This is a genomic window from Sorangium sp. So ce385 (genome assembly GCF_051474135.1).
In the GTDB taxonomy this organism is placed as follows: Bacteria; Myxococcota_A; Polyangia; order Polyangiales; family Polyangiaceae; genus Sorangium; species Sorangium cellulosum_D.
Genome location: NZ_CP150337.1, coordinates 5,142,205 through 5,156,139 on the forward strand (window position 1 = coordinate 5,142,205; position 13,935 = coordinate 5,156,139).

At 72.6% G+C, this 13,935-nt stretch carries 12 protein-coding genes; 8 read left to right on the forward strand and 4 right to left on the reverse strand.

Features of this window, described 5'->3' with window-relative positions; all coding sequences use genetic code 11:
- Window positions 1-413 precede the first annotated feature (413 nt).
- From rpsB to WME83_RS18820, 3 genes are all read left to right on the forward strand, one after another.
- Window positions 414-1,298, forward strand: a complete 885-nt coding sequence (rpsB, locus tag WME83_RS18810; RefSeq protein ID WP_437320660.1) for a 30S ribosomal protein S2 — start codon at window positions 414-416, stop codon at window positions 1,296-1,298.
- Between the two features lie 258 nt (window positions 1,299-1,556).
- A complete protein-coding gene (tsf, locus tag WME83_RS18815) occupies window positions 1,557-2,507 on the forward strand; it encodes a translation elongation factor Ts (protein ID WP_437320661.1) in 951 nt (316 codons plus the stop codon).
- A gap of 9 nt (window positions 2,508-2,516) precedes the next feature.
- Window positions 2,517-3,461: a polysaccharide deacetylase family protein gene (locus WME83_RS18820; RefSeq protein ID WP_437320662.1), complete on the forward strand. Its 945-nt coding sequence runs from the start codon at window positions 2,517-2,519 to the stop codon at window positions 3,459-3,461.
- A gap of 65 nt (window positions 3,462-3,526) precedes the next feature.
- Here WME83_RS18820 and crcB read toward each other — a convergent pair whose 3' ends face one another.
- Window positions 3,527-3,910: a fluoride efflux transporter CrcB gene (gene crcB / locus WME83_RS18825; protein ID WP_437320663.1), complete on the reverse strand. Its 384-nt coding sequence runs from the start codon at window positions 3,908-3,910 to the stop codon at window positions 3,527-3,529.
- Between the two features lie 88 nt (window positions 3,911-3,998).
- Between crcB and WME83_RS18830 the strand changes: the two genes are divergently transcribed.
- Entirely contained in the window at window positions 3,999-5,573 is a 1,575-nt protein-coding gene (locus tag WME83_RS18830; RefSeq protein ID WP_437320664.1) for an AAA family ATPase, read from the forward strand.
- Between the two features lie 55 nt (window positions 5,574-5,628).
- On the opposite strand, the gene WME83_RS18835 is transcribed toward WME83_RS18830, so the two are convergent.
- Entirely contained in the window at window positions 5,629-6,552 is a 924-nt protein-coding gene (locus tag WME83_RS18835; RefSeq protein ID WP_437320665.1) for an ABC transporter ATP-binding protein, read from the reverse strand.
- Window positions 6,553-6,663: 111 nt separating this feature from the next.
- Here WME83_RS18835 and WME83_RS18840 point away from each other — a divergent pair, with 111 nt between their 5' ends.
- The 4 genes from WME83_RS18840 to WME83_RS18855 are packed head-to-tail and all read left to right on the forward strand — an operon-like array spanning window position 6,664 to window position 11,714.
- Window positions 6,664-6,951 carry a hypothetical protein gene (locus WME83_RS18840; protein WP_437320666.1) on the forward strand — a complete coding sequence of 96 codons (288 nt, stop codon included), beginning with the start codon at window positions 6,664-6,666 and terminating at the stop codon, window positions 6,949-6,951.
- Window positions 6,952-6,965: 14 nt separating this feature from the next.
- Window positions 6,966-7,799, forward strand: a complete 834-nt coding sequence (locus WME83_RS18845; RefSeq protein ID WP_437320667.1) for a CheR family methyltransferase — start codon at window positions 6,966-6,968, stop codon at window positions 7,797-7,799.
- A 19-nt stretch (window positions 7,800-7,818) separates the two neighbouring features.
- Window positions 7,819-10,659: a [protein-PII] uridylyltransferase gene (glnD, locus tag WME83_RS18850; protein WP_437320668.1), complete on the forward strand. Its 2,841-nt coding sequence runs from the start codon at window positions 7,819-7,821 to the stop codon at window positions 10,657-10,659.
- Window positions 10,656-11,714, forward strand: a complete 1,059-nt coding sequence (locus tag WME83_RS18855) for a tetratricopeptide repeat protein (RefSeq protein ID WP_437320669.1) — start codon at window positions 10,656-10,658, stop codon at window positions 11,712-11,714. Before glnD ends, WME83_RS18855 begins: the two co-directional genes overlap by 4 nt.
- Window positions 11,715-11,880: 166 nt before the next feature.
- Here WME83_RS18855 and WME83_RS18860 read toward each other — a convergent pair whose 3' ends face one another.
- The gene (locus WME83_RS18860) at window positions 11,881-12,789 is read right to left on the reverse strand and encodes a ParB/RepB/Spo0J family partition protein (protein WP_437320670.1); all 909 of its coding nucleotides are present in this window, start codon (window positions 12,787-12,789) and stop codon (window positions 11,881-11,883) included.
- The gene (locus WME83_RS18865; RefSeq protein WP_437320671.1) at window positions 12,786-13,712 is read right to left on the reverse strand and encodes a ParA family protein; all 927 of its coding nucleotides are present in this window, start codon (window positions 13,710-13,712) and stop codon (window positions 12,786-12,788) included. The genes WME83_RS18860 and WME83_RS18865 overlap by 4 nt, the downstream gene beginning before the upstream one ends.
- Window positions 13,713-13,935 lie beyond the last annotated feature (223 nt).

Consider the following 13,935-nt stretch of genomic DNA (forward strand, 5'->3'; position numbering starts at 1 on the left):
CGGCCCGCGGCGCAGCGGTTTCGTGCCGCGCCGCGGCCTCACGCGCATCCCGGCCACGTCGGATTCATGCGGGACGACGCGCGCTCGCGGGGGCGCGCTCGCCGAACGGCGCTTGGCCGTTGATAACCCCGCGTAACCTTGCATAAATGCTCGAAAATATCGGCCCCGTGTTGACCGCCGCCTCCGCTTGACAAGCGCGGCGCATCGGGGTAGCAAACCGCCCCCTTCTCACGGTCTCGTGACGAGGGGGACAGCGGCGGTCGAATCCTCGCTGTCGCTGCGACGAAATCCACACGCTCTCCTGGCACCCACGGCATTCCGCGGCCCGGTGCCCCATCGGCTCGGACGCTCCTGTCCGTGCGTGGGGTTGGCGGCGGGAGGGGGAGCGGCGGACCAACCGAAAGGACACAGCCGTGACCGATACAAGCATCTCCGCATCCGCCCCGGCGGCCGACACCATGCAGGCCGTTGCCCCCCAGCCGGGGGATTTCCCGCTCCCGCTCCGCTCGCTGCTCGACGCGGGCGTGCACTTCGGCCACCAGACGAAGCGCTGGAACCCGAAGATGCGGCCGTTCATCTACGGCGCGCGCAACGGCATCCACATCATCGACCTCGACCAGACGACGCGGCTCTTCAAGCGCGCGTACGACTTCCTGACCGACGCCGTCGGCCGCGGCGGCCACGTGCTGTTCGTCGGCACGAAGCGCCAGGCGCAGGACATCGTGCAGGAGGAGGCCCGCCGGGCCGGCATGTACTTCGTCACGAACCGCTGGCTCGGCGGCACGCTGACGAACTTCCGGACGATCAAGCAGGGCCTCGATCGCCTCCGCACCCTCGAGCGCATGAAGGAGGACGGGACCTACGAGCAGCTGCTCAAGAAGGAGGTCGTCCGCCTCGAGAAGGAGCGCGAGCGGCTCGAGAAGTACCTCGGCGGCCTCAAGGGCATGGGCGGCCTGCCGGCGGCGATCTTCGTGATCGATCCGCACCAGGAGTCGATCGCGATCAGCGAGGCGCGCAAGCTGAACGTCCCGGTCGTGGCCATCACGGACACGAACTGCGACCCGGATCTCGTCGACTTCGTGATCCCTGGCAACGACGACGCCATCCGCTCGATCCGGCTGATCACGGCGCGCGTCGCGGACGCGTGCGTCGAGGGCGCGCAGCGCCGCAAGGACCACGGCGAGGGCGCGCACGGCTCGCAGCCCCCGGCCGGCGGCCGCGGCCAGCGCGACGAGATCAACGTCTACCAGGGCGGCCGCGGCGGCCGCGGCGGTCCGCGCCAGCAGCAGGCGTCGTAGCGCGGCGCGAGCCGCATCGGAGAGCGGCCCGGCGCTCGGGCGGCGGGGTGACGGCGTCGCCTCCCGCCCGGAGCGGTGGGGACCGCGGGAGCGCGGAGGGCGCGGGGACAGAAATGAAAATTTCACGCCTCTGCGCCTTCTGTGCCTCTGCGGTCCGGCGGCTCGTCGCGCGGGCCCTCGTGGTTACCAGTCTGAAGTGCGATGAAGAGGGGCCGCTCGGCGCGGCCTCTTCCTATCTAGGTTGAAGGAGAAAGAGCCATGGCCGGCATCAATGCGCAGGCGATCAAGGAGCTTCGTGAGCGTACCCAGGCGGGGATGAGCGACTGCAAGAGCGCCCTCACGGAGGCCGAGGGCGACATGGAGAAGGCGGTCGAGATCATCCTGAAGAAGGGTCTCGCGAAGAGCGCCAAGCGGGCCGGTGCGTCCGCCACCGAGGGCGAGGTTCGCGCGGTGGTCGCGGCCGATCGGCGGAGCGCGACGATGGTCGAGGTCAACATCCAGACGGACTTCGCCGCTCGCAACGACGCGTTTCGGCAGTTCGTCGGCGACGTGCTCGCCGCGGCCGAGAAGGCGGCCGACGGCGCGGACGTCGCGCAGCTCTCGATCGGCGGCAAGCCGGTCGCCGACGTCGCGACGGAGCTGACGGCGCGCATCGGCGAGAAGATCGCGGTGCGCCGGTGGGATCGGGTGTCGGTCCCCGAGGGCAAGCACGGCGTCGCGCACGCCTACGTGCACCTCGGCGGCAAGATCGGCGTGCTCGTGGCGGTCGAGACCTCGAGCCAGGCGGTGGCGGAGCACCCCGAGGTCCAGAAGTTCGTCGAGGACACGGCGATGCAGGCGGCCGCGATGAGCCCGCTGGTCCTCCGCCGCGACGAGGTCTCGGAGGAGCTGAAGGCGAAGCAGAAGGAGATCTTCGAGGCGCAGCTCCGCGAGGATCCGAAGCCGAAGCCGGAGGCGGCGTGGCCGAAGATCATCGAGGGCAAGTTCAACAAGTGGTTCTCGGAGGTCGCGCTGATCGAGCAGGAGTCGGTGGAGGCGGCGTCGCGCGGCGTGGCCGGCCAGACGATCGACAAGCTGCGCGAGGCGGCCGCGAAGGCGGCCGGCGGCGAGGTCAAGCTCACGCGCTTCGTGCGGTACGAGCGCGGCGAGGGCATCGCCAAGAAAGAGGACGACTTCGCCGCCGAGGTGGCGAAGATGGCCGCGAGCTGACGCGGTCCGATGGGGGGGCGCCTCGCCGCCGTCTCGATCGATCTCGACGAGGTCCCGAACTACTTCGCCATCCACGGGCTCGCCGTCCCGGAGCGCTCCGGGGCGGCGGCCTCGCTGAGCGCCGTCTATGACACGGCGCTGCCGCGCATCGCGGCCTTCGCCGCCTCCTACGGCATCCCTGTCACGCTGTTCGCGATCGGCCGCGATCTCGCGCGCCCCGCGAGCGCGGCGGCCTTGCGCGCGCTGAGCGACGCGGGCCACGCGGTCGAGAACCACTCGTACACGCACCGGTACGACCTCTCGCGGCTCCCGCGCCCCGCGATCGCGGCCGACGTCCTCTTGGGCGCCGAGGCGATCGCGGAGGCGGTCGGCCGGCGACCCACGGGCTTCCGCGCGCCGGGGTACACGGTGAGCGACGCGCTGTTCGACGCGCTCGACGCGGTCGGGGTCGCGTTCGACTCGTCGGTGTTCCCGTGCCCGCCGTACTACGCGGCGAAGGCGCTCGCGATGGGGGTGCAGCGCGCGAAGGGGAGGGGATCGGCGGCGATCCTCGACACCCCGCGGGTGCTCGCGGCGCCGCGGCGGCCGTACCGGCCTGGGCGGCCGTGGTACCGGCGCGGCGGGCGGCGCTTCGTCGAGCTGCCGATCCAGGTGACGCCGGGGGTGCGGCTGCCGGTGACCGGGACGAGCGTGGCGCTCGCGGGGCCGACGGGGGCGAGGTGGCTGGCGCGCGCCTGCGCCGGGGAGGCGCTCGTCAACCTGGAGCTGCACGGGATGGACTTCCTCGACCGGGGGGACGGCCTCGAGGCGCTCGCGGCGTACCAGCCGGAGCTCCGGGTGCCGCTCGGCAGGCGGATGGAGGCGCTGGGGGCATTCGTCGAGGAGACCGCGCGGGGTGGAGCGAGGTTCGTGCGGCTGGACGAGGCGGCGGGGGAGCGCGGGCTCGTGGAGTGATCCGCGACCCGAACCGATGGCGCCGTGCGCGGCGTCCAGCCTCGGCTCGTCTTACCTCGACCGCTTCAGCTCGCGACGAGCCGCCTCGCGACGACCATCCCGAGGACGCCGGCGAGCAGGCAGCCGACCAGCGTGATCGCGATGTTGACGAGCCCCGCCGCCACCGACTTGTCGTGGATGAGCCTGATCGTCTCGTTGTTGAAGCTCGAATACGTGGTGAAGCCGCCCATGACGCCGGTGCTCAGGCCGAGCCGGAGCGTCGGCGACAGGAGCTCCGTCGTCGCGGCGACCTCGCCGATCGCGCCGAGCAAGAACGACCCGAGCACGTTGACGGCGAGCGTCCCGTACGGGAAACCGGCGCCGAAGCACTCCTCGCACCACCTCGACAGCGCGTAGCGGGCCAGCGTTCCCGCCGCGCCGCCGAGCCCGATCCAGAACCACCGATCCATTCGCTTCACTCTATCGCGCCCTTAGCGCTCGTAGCGCTCGGCGGGTGCTCCCTTGCTTCTTCCCGGCCGCTGGCCCAAGGCTCGGCGGGTGAAGCGCCGCTTCAACACGACCGGCCCCTGCCGCCCTGATCTCCACTACATGATCCCGGCCGACAGCCGGCTGCCCGAGGTCCCCGGCCTCGTCGAGCAGATGGGCTACTTCGTCGTCCACGCCCCCCGGCAGACCGGCAAGACCACCGCCCTGCGCGCCGTCGCCGAGCGGCTCACCGCCTCGGGCCGGCACGCCGCCGTCCTCTTCTCCTGCGAAGAGGGAAGCGCAGCAGGCGATGACTACGGCTCCGCTCAGCGCGCCGTCCTGCGCGAGCTCGCGCGCGCCGCGCAGATTGCCCTGCCGCCCGAGCTCCAGCCGCCGCCGTTCTCGCTCGAGGGCGACGAGGGCCTCCTCTCCGCGGCGCTCACCGCGTGGGCGCGCGCCTGCCCGCGCCCGCTCGTCCTCATCTTCGACGAGATCGACTCCCTCCGCGGCCAGGGCCTCCTCAGCATCTTGCGCCAGCTCCGCGCCGGCTTCCCCAGCCGTCCCGACCACTTCCCCGCCTCGGTCATCCTCTGCGGCCTGCGCGACGTCCGCGACTACAAGGTCGCGAGCGGCGGACATCCCGAGCGCCTCGGCACCGCGAGCCCGTTCAACATCAAGCTCGAGTCCTTACGGCTCGGAGACTTCTCCGAGGAAGAGCTGCGCGCGCTCTATGCCCAGCACACCGAGGACACCGGCCAGGTCTTCCTCGACGCCGCGCTCGCCCGCGCGTTCGAGCTCACCGCTGGCCAGCCCTGGCTGGTCAACGCGCTCGGCCGCGAGATCGTCGAGAAGCTGGCCGTTGCGCCCCGCGAGGCGATCACGCGGGCGCACGTCGAGCAGGCCAAGGAGCGCCTCATCCTGGAGCGCGCCACCCACCTCGACTCGCTCGTCAGCAAGCTCGCCGAGCCGCGCGTCCGCCGCGTGCTCGAGCCCATGCTGGCGGGGACGTACGCGGGCGGCGGCGACACCTACGACGACGACGCCTCCTACGTCCGCGATCTCGGCCTCGTGGCCCAGGGCAAGCCGCTGCGCGTGGCGAACCCGATCTACCGCGAGGTGATCGCCCGCGTCCTCTCGTCGTCGGCCGAGGAGCGGATCGACGCCCCGCCCGAGCGCTTCCGCCTGTCCGACGGCCGCCTCGCCTTCCGGCGCCTGCTCCGCGCGTTCGCCGCGTTCTGGCACGAGAATGGCGAGGTGCTCGCCTCCGGGATGCCGTACCCCGAGGTCGCCCCACAGCTCGTCCTGATGGCCTTCCTGCAACGCGCGGTCAATGGCGGCGGCTTCATCGATCGCGAGTACGGCGTCGGTCGAGGGCGCATCGATCTGCTCGTCCGCTTTCCGTACCGCAAGCCCGACGGATCCCGGGCCGTCCAGCGCCGCGCGCTCGAGCTCAAGGTGTGGCGCAAGGGCCAGAAGGACCCGCTCCGCGAGGGCCTCGCCCAGCTCGACGAGTACCTCGCGCGCCTGCGGCTGAGCCGCGGGACACTCGTGATCTTCGACGCCCGCGGGCGCCTCGCTCGGAGCGAGCCCCGCTTCGGCGAAGCCACCACGCCCCGCGGCCGCCGCGTCGCCGTGCTTCGCCTGTAGTAGCCGCGCCGCGGCGCTCCGCCTGGAGCGGCACCGCCGCGCCGCGATCCGCCCTCTACTCCGCCGCCTTCCGGAACTCGATCACCTGGCCGCCGTCGCCGTTCGTGCTGTCCGCGAGCGCCGGCCGGTTCACGCGCGACACCTTCTCCGGCGCCACCCCCGCCGCCGCGATGAACTGGCGCGCCTGCTCGTTGTCGCCCGACGCCAGCTCGTCCGGCGTCCCCGACGCGACCACCCGCCCCTGGATCACGAGGAACGCCTGGTGCGCGATGCGGAACGTGCTCGCCATGTCATGCGAGATCACCACGCTCGTCACCTTGAAGCGCGCCCGCGTCTCCTCGATCAGGTCGTCGACCATCCGGCTCGTCAGCGGATCGAGCCCGCTCGTCGGCTCGTCGTAGATGAGGATCTCGGGCTCGAGCATCAGCGCGCGCGCCAGCCCCACGCGCTTGCGCTGCCCGCCGGACAGCTCCGACGGCATCCGGTCCTCCTTGTTCTCCAGGCCGAGCGAGTTCAGCATCCCCACGACCTTGTCGCGGATGTCCCGCTTCGACATGTGCTTCCGGTGCTCGCGCAGCGGGAACGCCACGTTGTCGAAGATCGTGAGCGAGTCGAGCAGCGCCGCGTACTGGAACACCATCCCGAACCGCTGGCGCATCCGGTTCATCTCGTAGTCGCCGAGCGCGCCCATATCGACGCCGTCGACCCAGATGTGCCCGGTGGTCGGCCGCTCCAGGCCGATGAGCAGACGGAGCAGCGTGGTCTTGCCCGCGCCGGACCCGCCGATGATCACCGCGGTCTCGGTCCGCTTGAGGTGCATGGTGATGCCGTGCAGCACCTTCGTCGGTCCGAAGGACTTCTTGATGTCGTCGACGAAGAGGTGGTCCCCAGGCTCCCACCCCGGCGGCATCGCGCCCCCCGGCTGCGCCCCGGAGGCGGCCCCGTCCTGGGGGGGCTGGCTGGGAGGCCTTCTCCACATCGGCGCACTACGGTACCACGGACGAGGTCCCGTACGACCCCGATCGCCTTGCAATCCAGTAAGGGGCAGCACGCGCTTGACGCGGCAGGGCGCGGGGCGGAAACGTTGCTCATGACCGACGACATCCTCAAAGCAGCCCTCGACACGGCCGAGGCCAAGACCGACAAGGATGGCTGGGCCGAGCTCCCGGAAGGGCGCGTGCTCACGCTCTACGCCGCCCACGAGGGCGTGTCGCTCCCGGTGACCAAGATCGAGGCGGTCCTCAGCGTGGGCGGGCTCCTCAAGGCGCGCAGCACCAAGGGCGAGACCTTCGTGCTCGCGCTGAAGGACGTGTTCGCCATCGCCCTCGACGGCGGCGGCAAGGGAGCCCAGGCCAGGAAGGCCGGCTTCCTCGGCTGACCGCGGCGCCCCCGATGGCCAGATCGCCGAGAGCGGGAGGAGGTCCTGCGGCGCGCTCCGCCGAGCGGGCCGTCGACCTCGCGCTCGCCGAGCTCGAGCGCAGGTTCGGCCTGGGCCGCAGCCTCGCCGCCCCGGGGTGGGTCCGCGAGCGGGTCCTCGCCGTGCTCAGCGGCGTGGCCGCGCGGCACGGCGTGTCCCCGTTCGCGGCCGCCGAGCGCCTGCACGAGGACAGGGAGGCCGTCGAGGGCATCGTCAGCGCGCTCCGCGTCGGCGAGACGCGGTTCTACCGCGATCCGATCATCTGGGAGGCCATCGCCACCGCGGTGCTGCCGAAGATCCCGCCCGACGTCCCCATCGCCGGCCTCTCGGCCGGCTGCAGCACCGGCGAGGAGGCCTATACCCTCGGGATGGTCCTCGCCAGCGCCGGCCGCCGCTTCAGCGTGCTCGGGGTCGACCGCGCCGCCCCGGCCATCGACGCGGCGCGCGAGGCCGTTTACTCGGCCGAGGCCGCCGACCAGCTCCCGCCGCCCTTGCTTCAGCGCTATTGTGAGCAGAAGGGCGGCGCGCTCCACGTCGGCCAGAAGCTCCGTGAGGTCGTCTCCTTCGAGGTCTGCGATCTGGTCCACGCCGTGCCGAGCGGCGGCTTCCAGATCATCTTCTTCAAGAACGTCCTCCTGTACCTCGCAGAGCCCGCGGGCGACGCGGTGGCCCGCCGCCTCGCCGCCGAGCTCGGCCCCGGCGGGCTCCTCTTCTCCGCCGCGAGCGAGGCGCCGCGCCTCTGCGGCGCCGGCCTCACCCCCGTCCGGGTGAACGCCCACGTCACCGCCTTCCGCGCCCCGGGCACCTGAGAAAGCGAAAGCCCTCCGCATGAGCGTCGATCTCTCCCCCACGTCCAGGCCCAGCGGGCTCGCCGAGCTCCGCGCCGCCTACGCGCGCGAGCGCGCCGGGCTCGACCGCGCCGTGCCGAGCGGCCCCACCCCGGCCGCGGATCCCTCCGCGCTCGGGGTCGCCCTCGGCCGGCGCCACGCGCGCCTGCTCGACGATCTCCTGACGCGCCTCTTCCACCTCTTGCGCGAGTCCGGCTCCCCGAGCCGCGCCGCGTGGGACGCGGTCGCGATCGCCGGGGTCGGCGGCTACGGCCGCGGCGCCGTCGCGCTGCGGAGCGACCTCGACGTGCGCATCCTCGCCCGCGACGCCCAGCGCGCCAGCGCCATCGCGGACGCGCTGCTCTACCCGCTCTGGGACATGGGGGTCACCGTGGGGCACCAGGTCGTCACCATCGACGACCTCGTCGAGGGCGCGCGCGAGGACCTGCCCACCGCGACCAGCCTGCTCGACTGGCGGCACGTCGTCGGCGACGCGTCGCTCTCCGAGTCGCTGTGGCAGCGCGCCGCCGCGGGCCTGTTCGCGCACTCGGAGCTGCCCCGCTTCATCGAGCGGCTCGGCAAGGAGATCGCGCAGCGCCACGAGCGCTTCGGCGGCTCGGTCTACCTCCTGGAGCCGGACGTGAAGAACGGCGCCGGCGGGCTGCGCGACCTCGACGTCGCCCGCTGGGCGGCGAAGGCGCGCTACGGCGTCGGCGAGTTCGCCGCCCTGGTCCGCTTCGGCGCGCTCGTCGCCCGCGAGGCGGAGGAGATCCAGGGCGCCGCCGAGATGCTCTGGCGCATCCGCAACCTCCTCCACGCCCACTCCGGCCGGCGGACCGACCGGCTGACGTTCGACGAGCAGGAGCTCGTCGCCGGCGTGCTCGGCTACAACGAGGCGGCCGAGGTCGCCCGCAAGGCCGCGCCGCCCGCCGACGAGCCCTCGGTGTCGCCCGAGGCGATCGAGCGGATGATGAGCGATTACTACCGGAGCGCCCGGACCATCTCGCGCGCCCTCGACATGATCGTATCGCGCGCCACGCCGACGCTCACGCGGCGCCGCCGCCGCGACGAGGACCTCGGCGGCGGCATCCGCCTGTTCGACGGCTGCATCACGATGAGCGATCCGGATCTGCTCCGGACCGATCCGCCGATCGCGCTGCGGCTCGTGGCCGCGGCCGTCGAGCGCGGCGTCCCGCTCCTGCCCTACGCGCGCGGGGCGATCGTCCGCGCCGCCGGCGACGCGGCGTTCTGCGCGGCGCTGCGCGAGAGCGCCGAGGCCGCCGCGCTGTTCCGGACCCTCGTGGCCACGTGCAAGGAGACGGCGCTCCAGAGCGGCTCGGTCGTCCGCGAGCTGCACGACCTCGGCCTCCTGCTCGCGATGATCCCCGAGTTCTCGCCGGTCGTCGGGCGCGTCCACCACGACGTCTACCACGTGTACACGGTCGACGTGCACTCGGTCGCCGCGGTCGATCGGCTGGCGGCGCTCGTGCGCGGCGAGCTCGCGGGCGAGTTCGGGCTCGCGTGCCGGCTCGCCGCCGAGGCGACGCGGCCGACGATGCTGTTCTTCGCCACGCTCCTGCACGACGTGGGCAAGGCGATCGGGGGCAAGGACCACAGCCGGCGCGGCGCCGAGATGGCGCGCGAGATCCTGGAGCGGCTCGGCTTCCCGCCGGAGGACATCGACGAGGCGTGCCACCTCATCCTGAAGCACCTCGTGATGTACCTCATCGCGACCCGGCGCGACCTCGACGACCCGGCCACCACCTCGGAGTTCTGCCAGGAGGTGCACGGCCGCGAGGGGCTGCGCGACCTCTACCTGCTCACGGTCGCCGACATCTCGACCACGAGCCCCACGTCGATGACGTCGTGGAAGGCGCGGATGCTCGACGAGCTCTACCTGTCGGCGGACGCGGCCCTGCGCGGCGCGCGCGGGGAGAGCGGGCCGCTCGGGATCGACGATCAGCGCATGGCGCGCGCGATCAGCGGCACGGTGGGCGCCCTCGAGGATCTCCCGGCCGCGAGCGACGCGGAGCGGCGCGCGCAGCGCGATTTCCTGGCGCGCTACCTCGCGTCGATGCCCGAGCGCTACCTCCTCGCGAACAGCCCGGCCGCGATCGCGGCGCACGCCGAGCTCGCCCGGCAGCAGGAGTCGAGCGGGAACAGCGTCTCGGTCGCGCTGGTGCCGTCGCGCCACCCCGAGGCCGCGGAGGTGTGCGTGGTCGCGCCGGACCGCCCCGGCCTGCTGGCGGCGATCACGGCGGCGTTCGCGTCCTCGCGCCTCGAGGTCCACGCCGCGCAGATCCACTCGCGCGCGTGCGACGACGACGGCGTCGCGCTCCGCGCGAGGACCGGGTCGTCGCCGCCCGCGGGCGTGCGCCTGCAGGCGGTCGACCTGTTCTGGGTGCGCGACCGCGGCGAGGGGGTAGGGGGGGTGGCCCGCGCCATCCCGAAGCTCGTGGCCGACATCCAGGCGGTGCTCTCGGGCCAGATCTCCGGCGCCGAGGTCGCCAAGAAGCGCCGCGGCGGCGGCCTGCGCGAGCGGCCGACGCCGAAGGTCAAGACGCAGATCTCCATCGACGATCGCGCGTCGCACCACACGGTCATCGAGGTCCTCACGCGCGATCGTCCGGGCCTGTTGTTCGCGATCTCGGACGCGCTCTACCAGCTCGGCCTGTCGATCTCGGTCGCCAAGATCAACACGGAGGGGACGCGCGTGGCCGACGTGTTCTATGTGAGCGAGGCGGACGGGACGAAGATCGCGAACGGCAAGCGGATGCAAGAGGTCGAGGAGCGGCTGCACGCGGTGCTCCAGGGCCTGGACGGCGAAGGGAGTGTCGGATGAACAAGGGGTGGTTTTCGCGCGCGGCACAGGCGGCGGCCGCCGCGCGCCGGGGCGTGGCGGTGGTGGCGGTCGCGGCGTGCGCCGTTTCGTGTGGTGGAGCGCAGGAGGCCCCGCGCGAGCAGCTCGGGGATCCGCTGCTCGCCGATCCGCCGGACGGCAGCGACGCGGCGACCTCCAAGGGGACGTCGACGAGCGCGCTCGACCGGGGCGTGGCCTACATCAAGAACGAGCGGTACGAGGAGGCGAAGCCGCACCTCCTCCGGGCGATCGAGCACGAGCCGGGCAACGCCGAGGCGCACTACTACCTCGGGCTCGCGCACGAGAAGACGAACGACCGCGCCGGCGCCGAGGCGTCGTACAAGAAGGCGCTCGAGCGCGATCCGAAGCTGGAGGCCGCGGCGCTGAACCTGGCGGCGCTCTACCTGGACGATCCGGCGCGGCCGGACGAGGCGATCGCGGTGCTCACGAAGGCGATCGAGCAGGCGCCGGGCCGGGCCGCGCTCCACCAGAACCTGGGCTACGCGTACGGCCTGAAGCGCGACGTCGCGAACGCGAGCAAGCACTACGAGGCGGCGCTCAAGGCCGAGGACTCGGCCGCGACGCGCTTCGCCTACGGCGCGATGCTGTTCGAGGCCAAGGAGCTCGACCGGGCCGCGGCGGAGCTGAAGAAGGCGCTCGCCGCGACCGGCGACGACGTGGCGACGATCGCGACCATCGGGCGGATGCTCGGGCCGGCGAAGGCGTACGCCGACTGCGTGGCGGCCTTCGACCGCGCCATCAAGCTGAAGCCGGAGGCGGAGTTCCACGTGCGCCGCGGGACGTGCCGCCACGAGCTCGGCGACGAGCCGGGGGCGCGCGCGGACTACCAGGCCGCGATCAAGGTGGACCCGAAGTTCGCGGCCGCGCACTACTACCTCGGCCTGTCGTTCCTGGCCGAGCGCAAGCCGCAGAGCGCGCTCGCGGCGCTCACCGAGGCCGGCAAGCACGGCGGCGACACCGAGATCGGCAAGCGCGCCCGCGCCAAGGTGAAGGAGCTCAGCGCCCGGATCAAATAGCGCGGCCGCGCGTCGAGCTCGCTCGCCGGCCCGCGGCGCGGTGTCCACCGCAGACGGCGCCGGAGGATCGAGCCGCCAAGGGCGCCAAGAACGCCAAGGATTGAGGTTCTTGGCGTCCTTGGCGCCTCGGCGGTTCCCCGAGCCCCGCGCTGCCCGCTGGCCAGGCTCAGGCGCCGAGCAGCGCGATGATCCTGTCGAGCTCGTCGAGCGACCCGTACGTGATGCCGAGCTCGCCGCGGCCGCCCTCGTCGCGCACCTCGACGCGGGTCCCGAGCCGCCGCATGAGGCGCGCCTCCAGGTCCTTGATCGCGGGCGACTTCCCCGCGCGCTTCTTCTCGCCGGGATCCTCGCCGTCCCCGGCGGCGCGGCTCTCCTTCTCCTTCGCCGCCTTGATCAGCGCCTCGACCTTGCGCACGGGGAGCTTGCCGTGGACGGTCCGCTCGGCGACGTCGGCCATCACCTTGTCGCTCGGCGCCCCGAGCAGCGCGCGCGCGTGGCCCTCGCTGAGCTCGCGCGAGATCACCATGGTGCGGATGCGCGGCGGCAACCGGAGGAGCCGGAGCGAGTTGACGATCGTCGTGCGGTCCTTGCCGACGCGCTCCGCGAGCGTCTGGTGCGTGTAGCTGTGCTCGCGCAGGAGCCGGTCGAACGCCTCGGCGATCTCGATCGGGTTGAGGTCGGCCCGCTGCACGTTCTCGACGAGGGCCAGCTCGAACGCCTCCTTGGGGGAGACGTCCTTGACGACGACGAGCACCTCCCGGAGCCCCGCGCGCTGCGCCGCGCGCCACCGCCGCTCGCCGGCGATCAGCTCGAAGCTGTCGTTCCCGGCCTGCGTCCTGCGCACGATGAGCGGCTCGATGAGCCCGTGCTCGCGGATGCTCCCGGTGAGCTCCTCCAGCTCGGCCTCGTCGAAGTGCTGCCGCGGCTGCCCCTTCTGCGGCACGATCTTCTCGATCGCGCACACGAACACGCTGCGCCCTTCGGCCGCCGTCGATGTCGCCGGCGGCGCCGCCGGGAGCAGGGCGTCGAGCCCCCGTCCGAGCGCGCGCCGCGCCCCTTTCTGATCGGCATTCATGATCTCGGTCGTGCGTCCCTCGCGCGCGCTCCGGTGGTGGTCGGGGGCTCGGCCTGCGGCTCCCCCTCGGCGTCCGCGCGCTGCCTCTTCTTCGGATCGGCCGCGGCGGCGGGCGCGCCGTCCAGGATCTCGCGCGCGAGGCTCAGGTAGCCCTGCGCCCCCTTCGACTGCGCGTCGTAGAGCAGCGCCGGCTTGCCGTGCGACGGCGCCTCGCTGAGCTTCACGTTGCGCGGGATGATCGCGTCGAACACGCGGAAGTGCGCCTTCACCTCGTCGGCCACCTGGTGGGTGAGCGAGTTGCGCCCGTCGAACATCGTGAGGACGACGCCCTCGACCGTGAGCTCCGGGTTGAAGGCGTTGCGCACCCGGTCGATCGTCGCCATGAGGTGCGTCAGCCCCTCGAGCGCGTAGTACTCGCACTGGAGCGGCACGAGCACCCGGTGCGCCGCGGTGAGCGCGTTCAGCGTGAGCAGCCCGAGCGACGGCGGGCAGTCGAGGACGACGAACGCGTACCCGTCGAGGTGCGGGCGCAGCGCCTGGCGCAGCCGCGTCGCGCGGTCGTCCGCGTCGACCAGCTCGAGCTCCGCCGCCACGAGATCCTGCGTCGCGGGGACCACGTCGAGGAGCGGCACCTCGGTCGCCACGGTCGCCTCCTTCAGCGCCGCCCGCCCGATCAGGACGTCGTAGAGCGACAGCTCGAAGCTCCCCCGCCGCACGCCGACGCCGCTCGACGCGTTCCCCTGCGGATCGCAGTCGACGAGCAGGGTCCGAAACTCCGCCGCGGCGAAGCTCGCGGCCAGGTTGACCGAGGTCGTGGTCTTGCCGACGCCCCCCTTCTGGTTGGCGACGGCGAAGACGACAGGCGAAGGCTTGGAGGCGGAGCCGGTCTTGCCGGGCGCGCCCCCCTGGTTGGGCGGTGGCATCGTGCTGTGTCGCGTCCGACCCGGCTGCTTACACGACCCCCATCGGCACGTCGAGAGATGCAGGCGTACCGGCCGGCGTATCCACGCCCGGTTCACGTCCACTCCACGTCCATCCACCGCTCGCTCGCCGGATTGTTGGCCTGAACGACAGGGGCGTCTACAGTGACCCACATGTCGCTTGATGTGGGTGTAGGTAAACGAACGACGGGGCCGCTGGCCCGCG

Bases quoted from the DNA above. Each gene is read 5' to 3' on its own strand.
- tsf (WP_437320661.1), top strand. From the start codon at position 1,557: ATGGCCGGCATCAATGCGCAGGCGATCAAGGAGCTTCGTGAGCGTACC.
- crcB (WP_437320663.1), bottom strand. From the start codon at position 3,910: ATGGATCGGTGGTTCTGGATCGGGCTCGGCGGCGCGGCGGGAACGCTG.
- glnD (WP_437320668.1), top strand. From the start codon at position 7,819: ATGAGCGTCGATCTCTCCCCCACGTCCAGGCCCAGCGGGCTCGCCGAG.
- WME83_RS18860 (WP_437320670.1), bottom strand. From the start codon at position 12,789: ATGAATGCCGATCAGAAAGGGGCGCGGCGCGCGCTCGGACGGGGGCTC.
- WME83_RS18855 (WP_437320669.1), top strand. From the start codon at position 10,656: ATGAACAAGGGGTGGTTTTCGCGCGCGGCACAGGCGGCGGCCGCCGCG.
- WME83_RS18865 (WP_437320671.1), bottom strand. From the start codon at position 13,712: ATGCCACCGCCCAACCAGGGGGGCGCGCCCGGCAAGACCGGCTCCGCC.
- WME83_RS18840 (WP_437320666.1), top strand. From the start codon at position 6,664: ATGACCGACGACATCCTCAAAGCAGCCCTCGACACGGCCGAGGCCAAG.
- WME83_RS18820 (WP_437320662.1), top strand. From the start codon at position 2,517: ATGGGGGGGCGCCTCGCCGCCGTCTCGATCGATCTCGACGAGGTCCCG.
- WME83_RS18845 (WP_437320667.1), top strand. From the start codon at position 6,966: ATGGCCAGATCGCCGAGAGCGGGAGGAGGTCCTGCGGCGCGCTCCGCC.
- WME83_RS18835 (WP_437320665.1), bottom strand. From the start codon at position 6,552: ATGTGGAGAAGGCCTCCCAGCCAGCCCCCCCAGGACGGGGCCGCCTCC.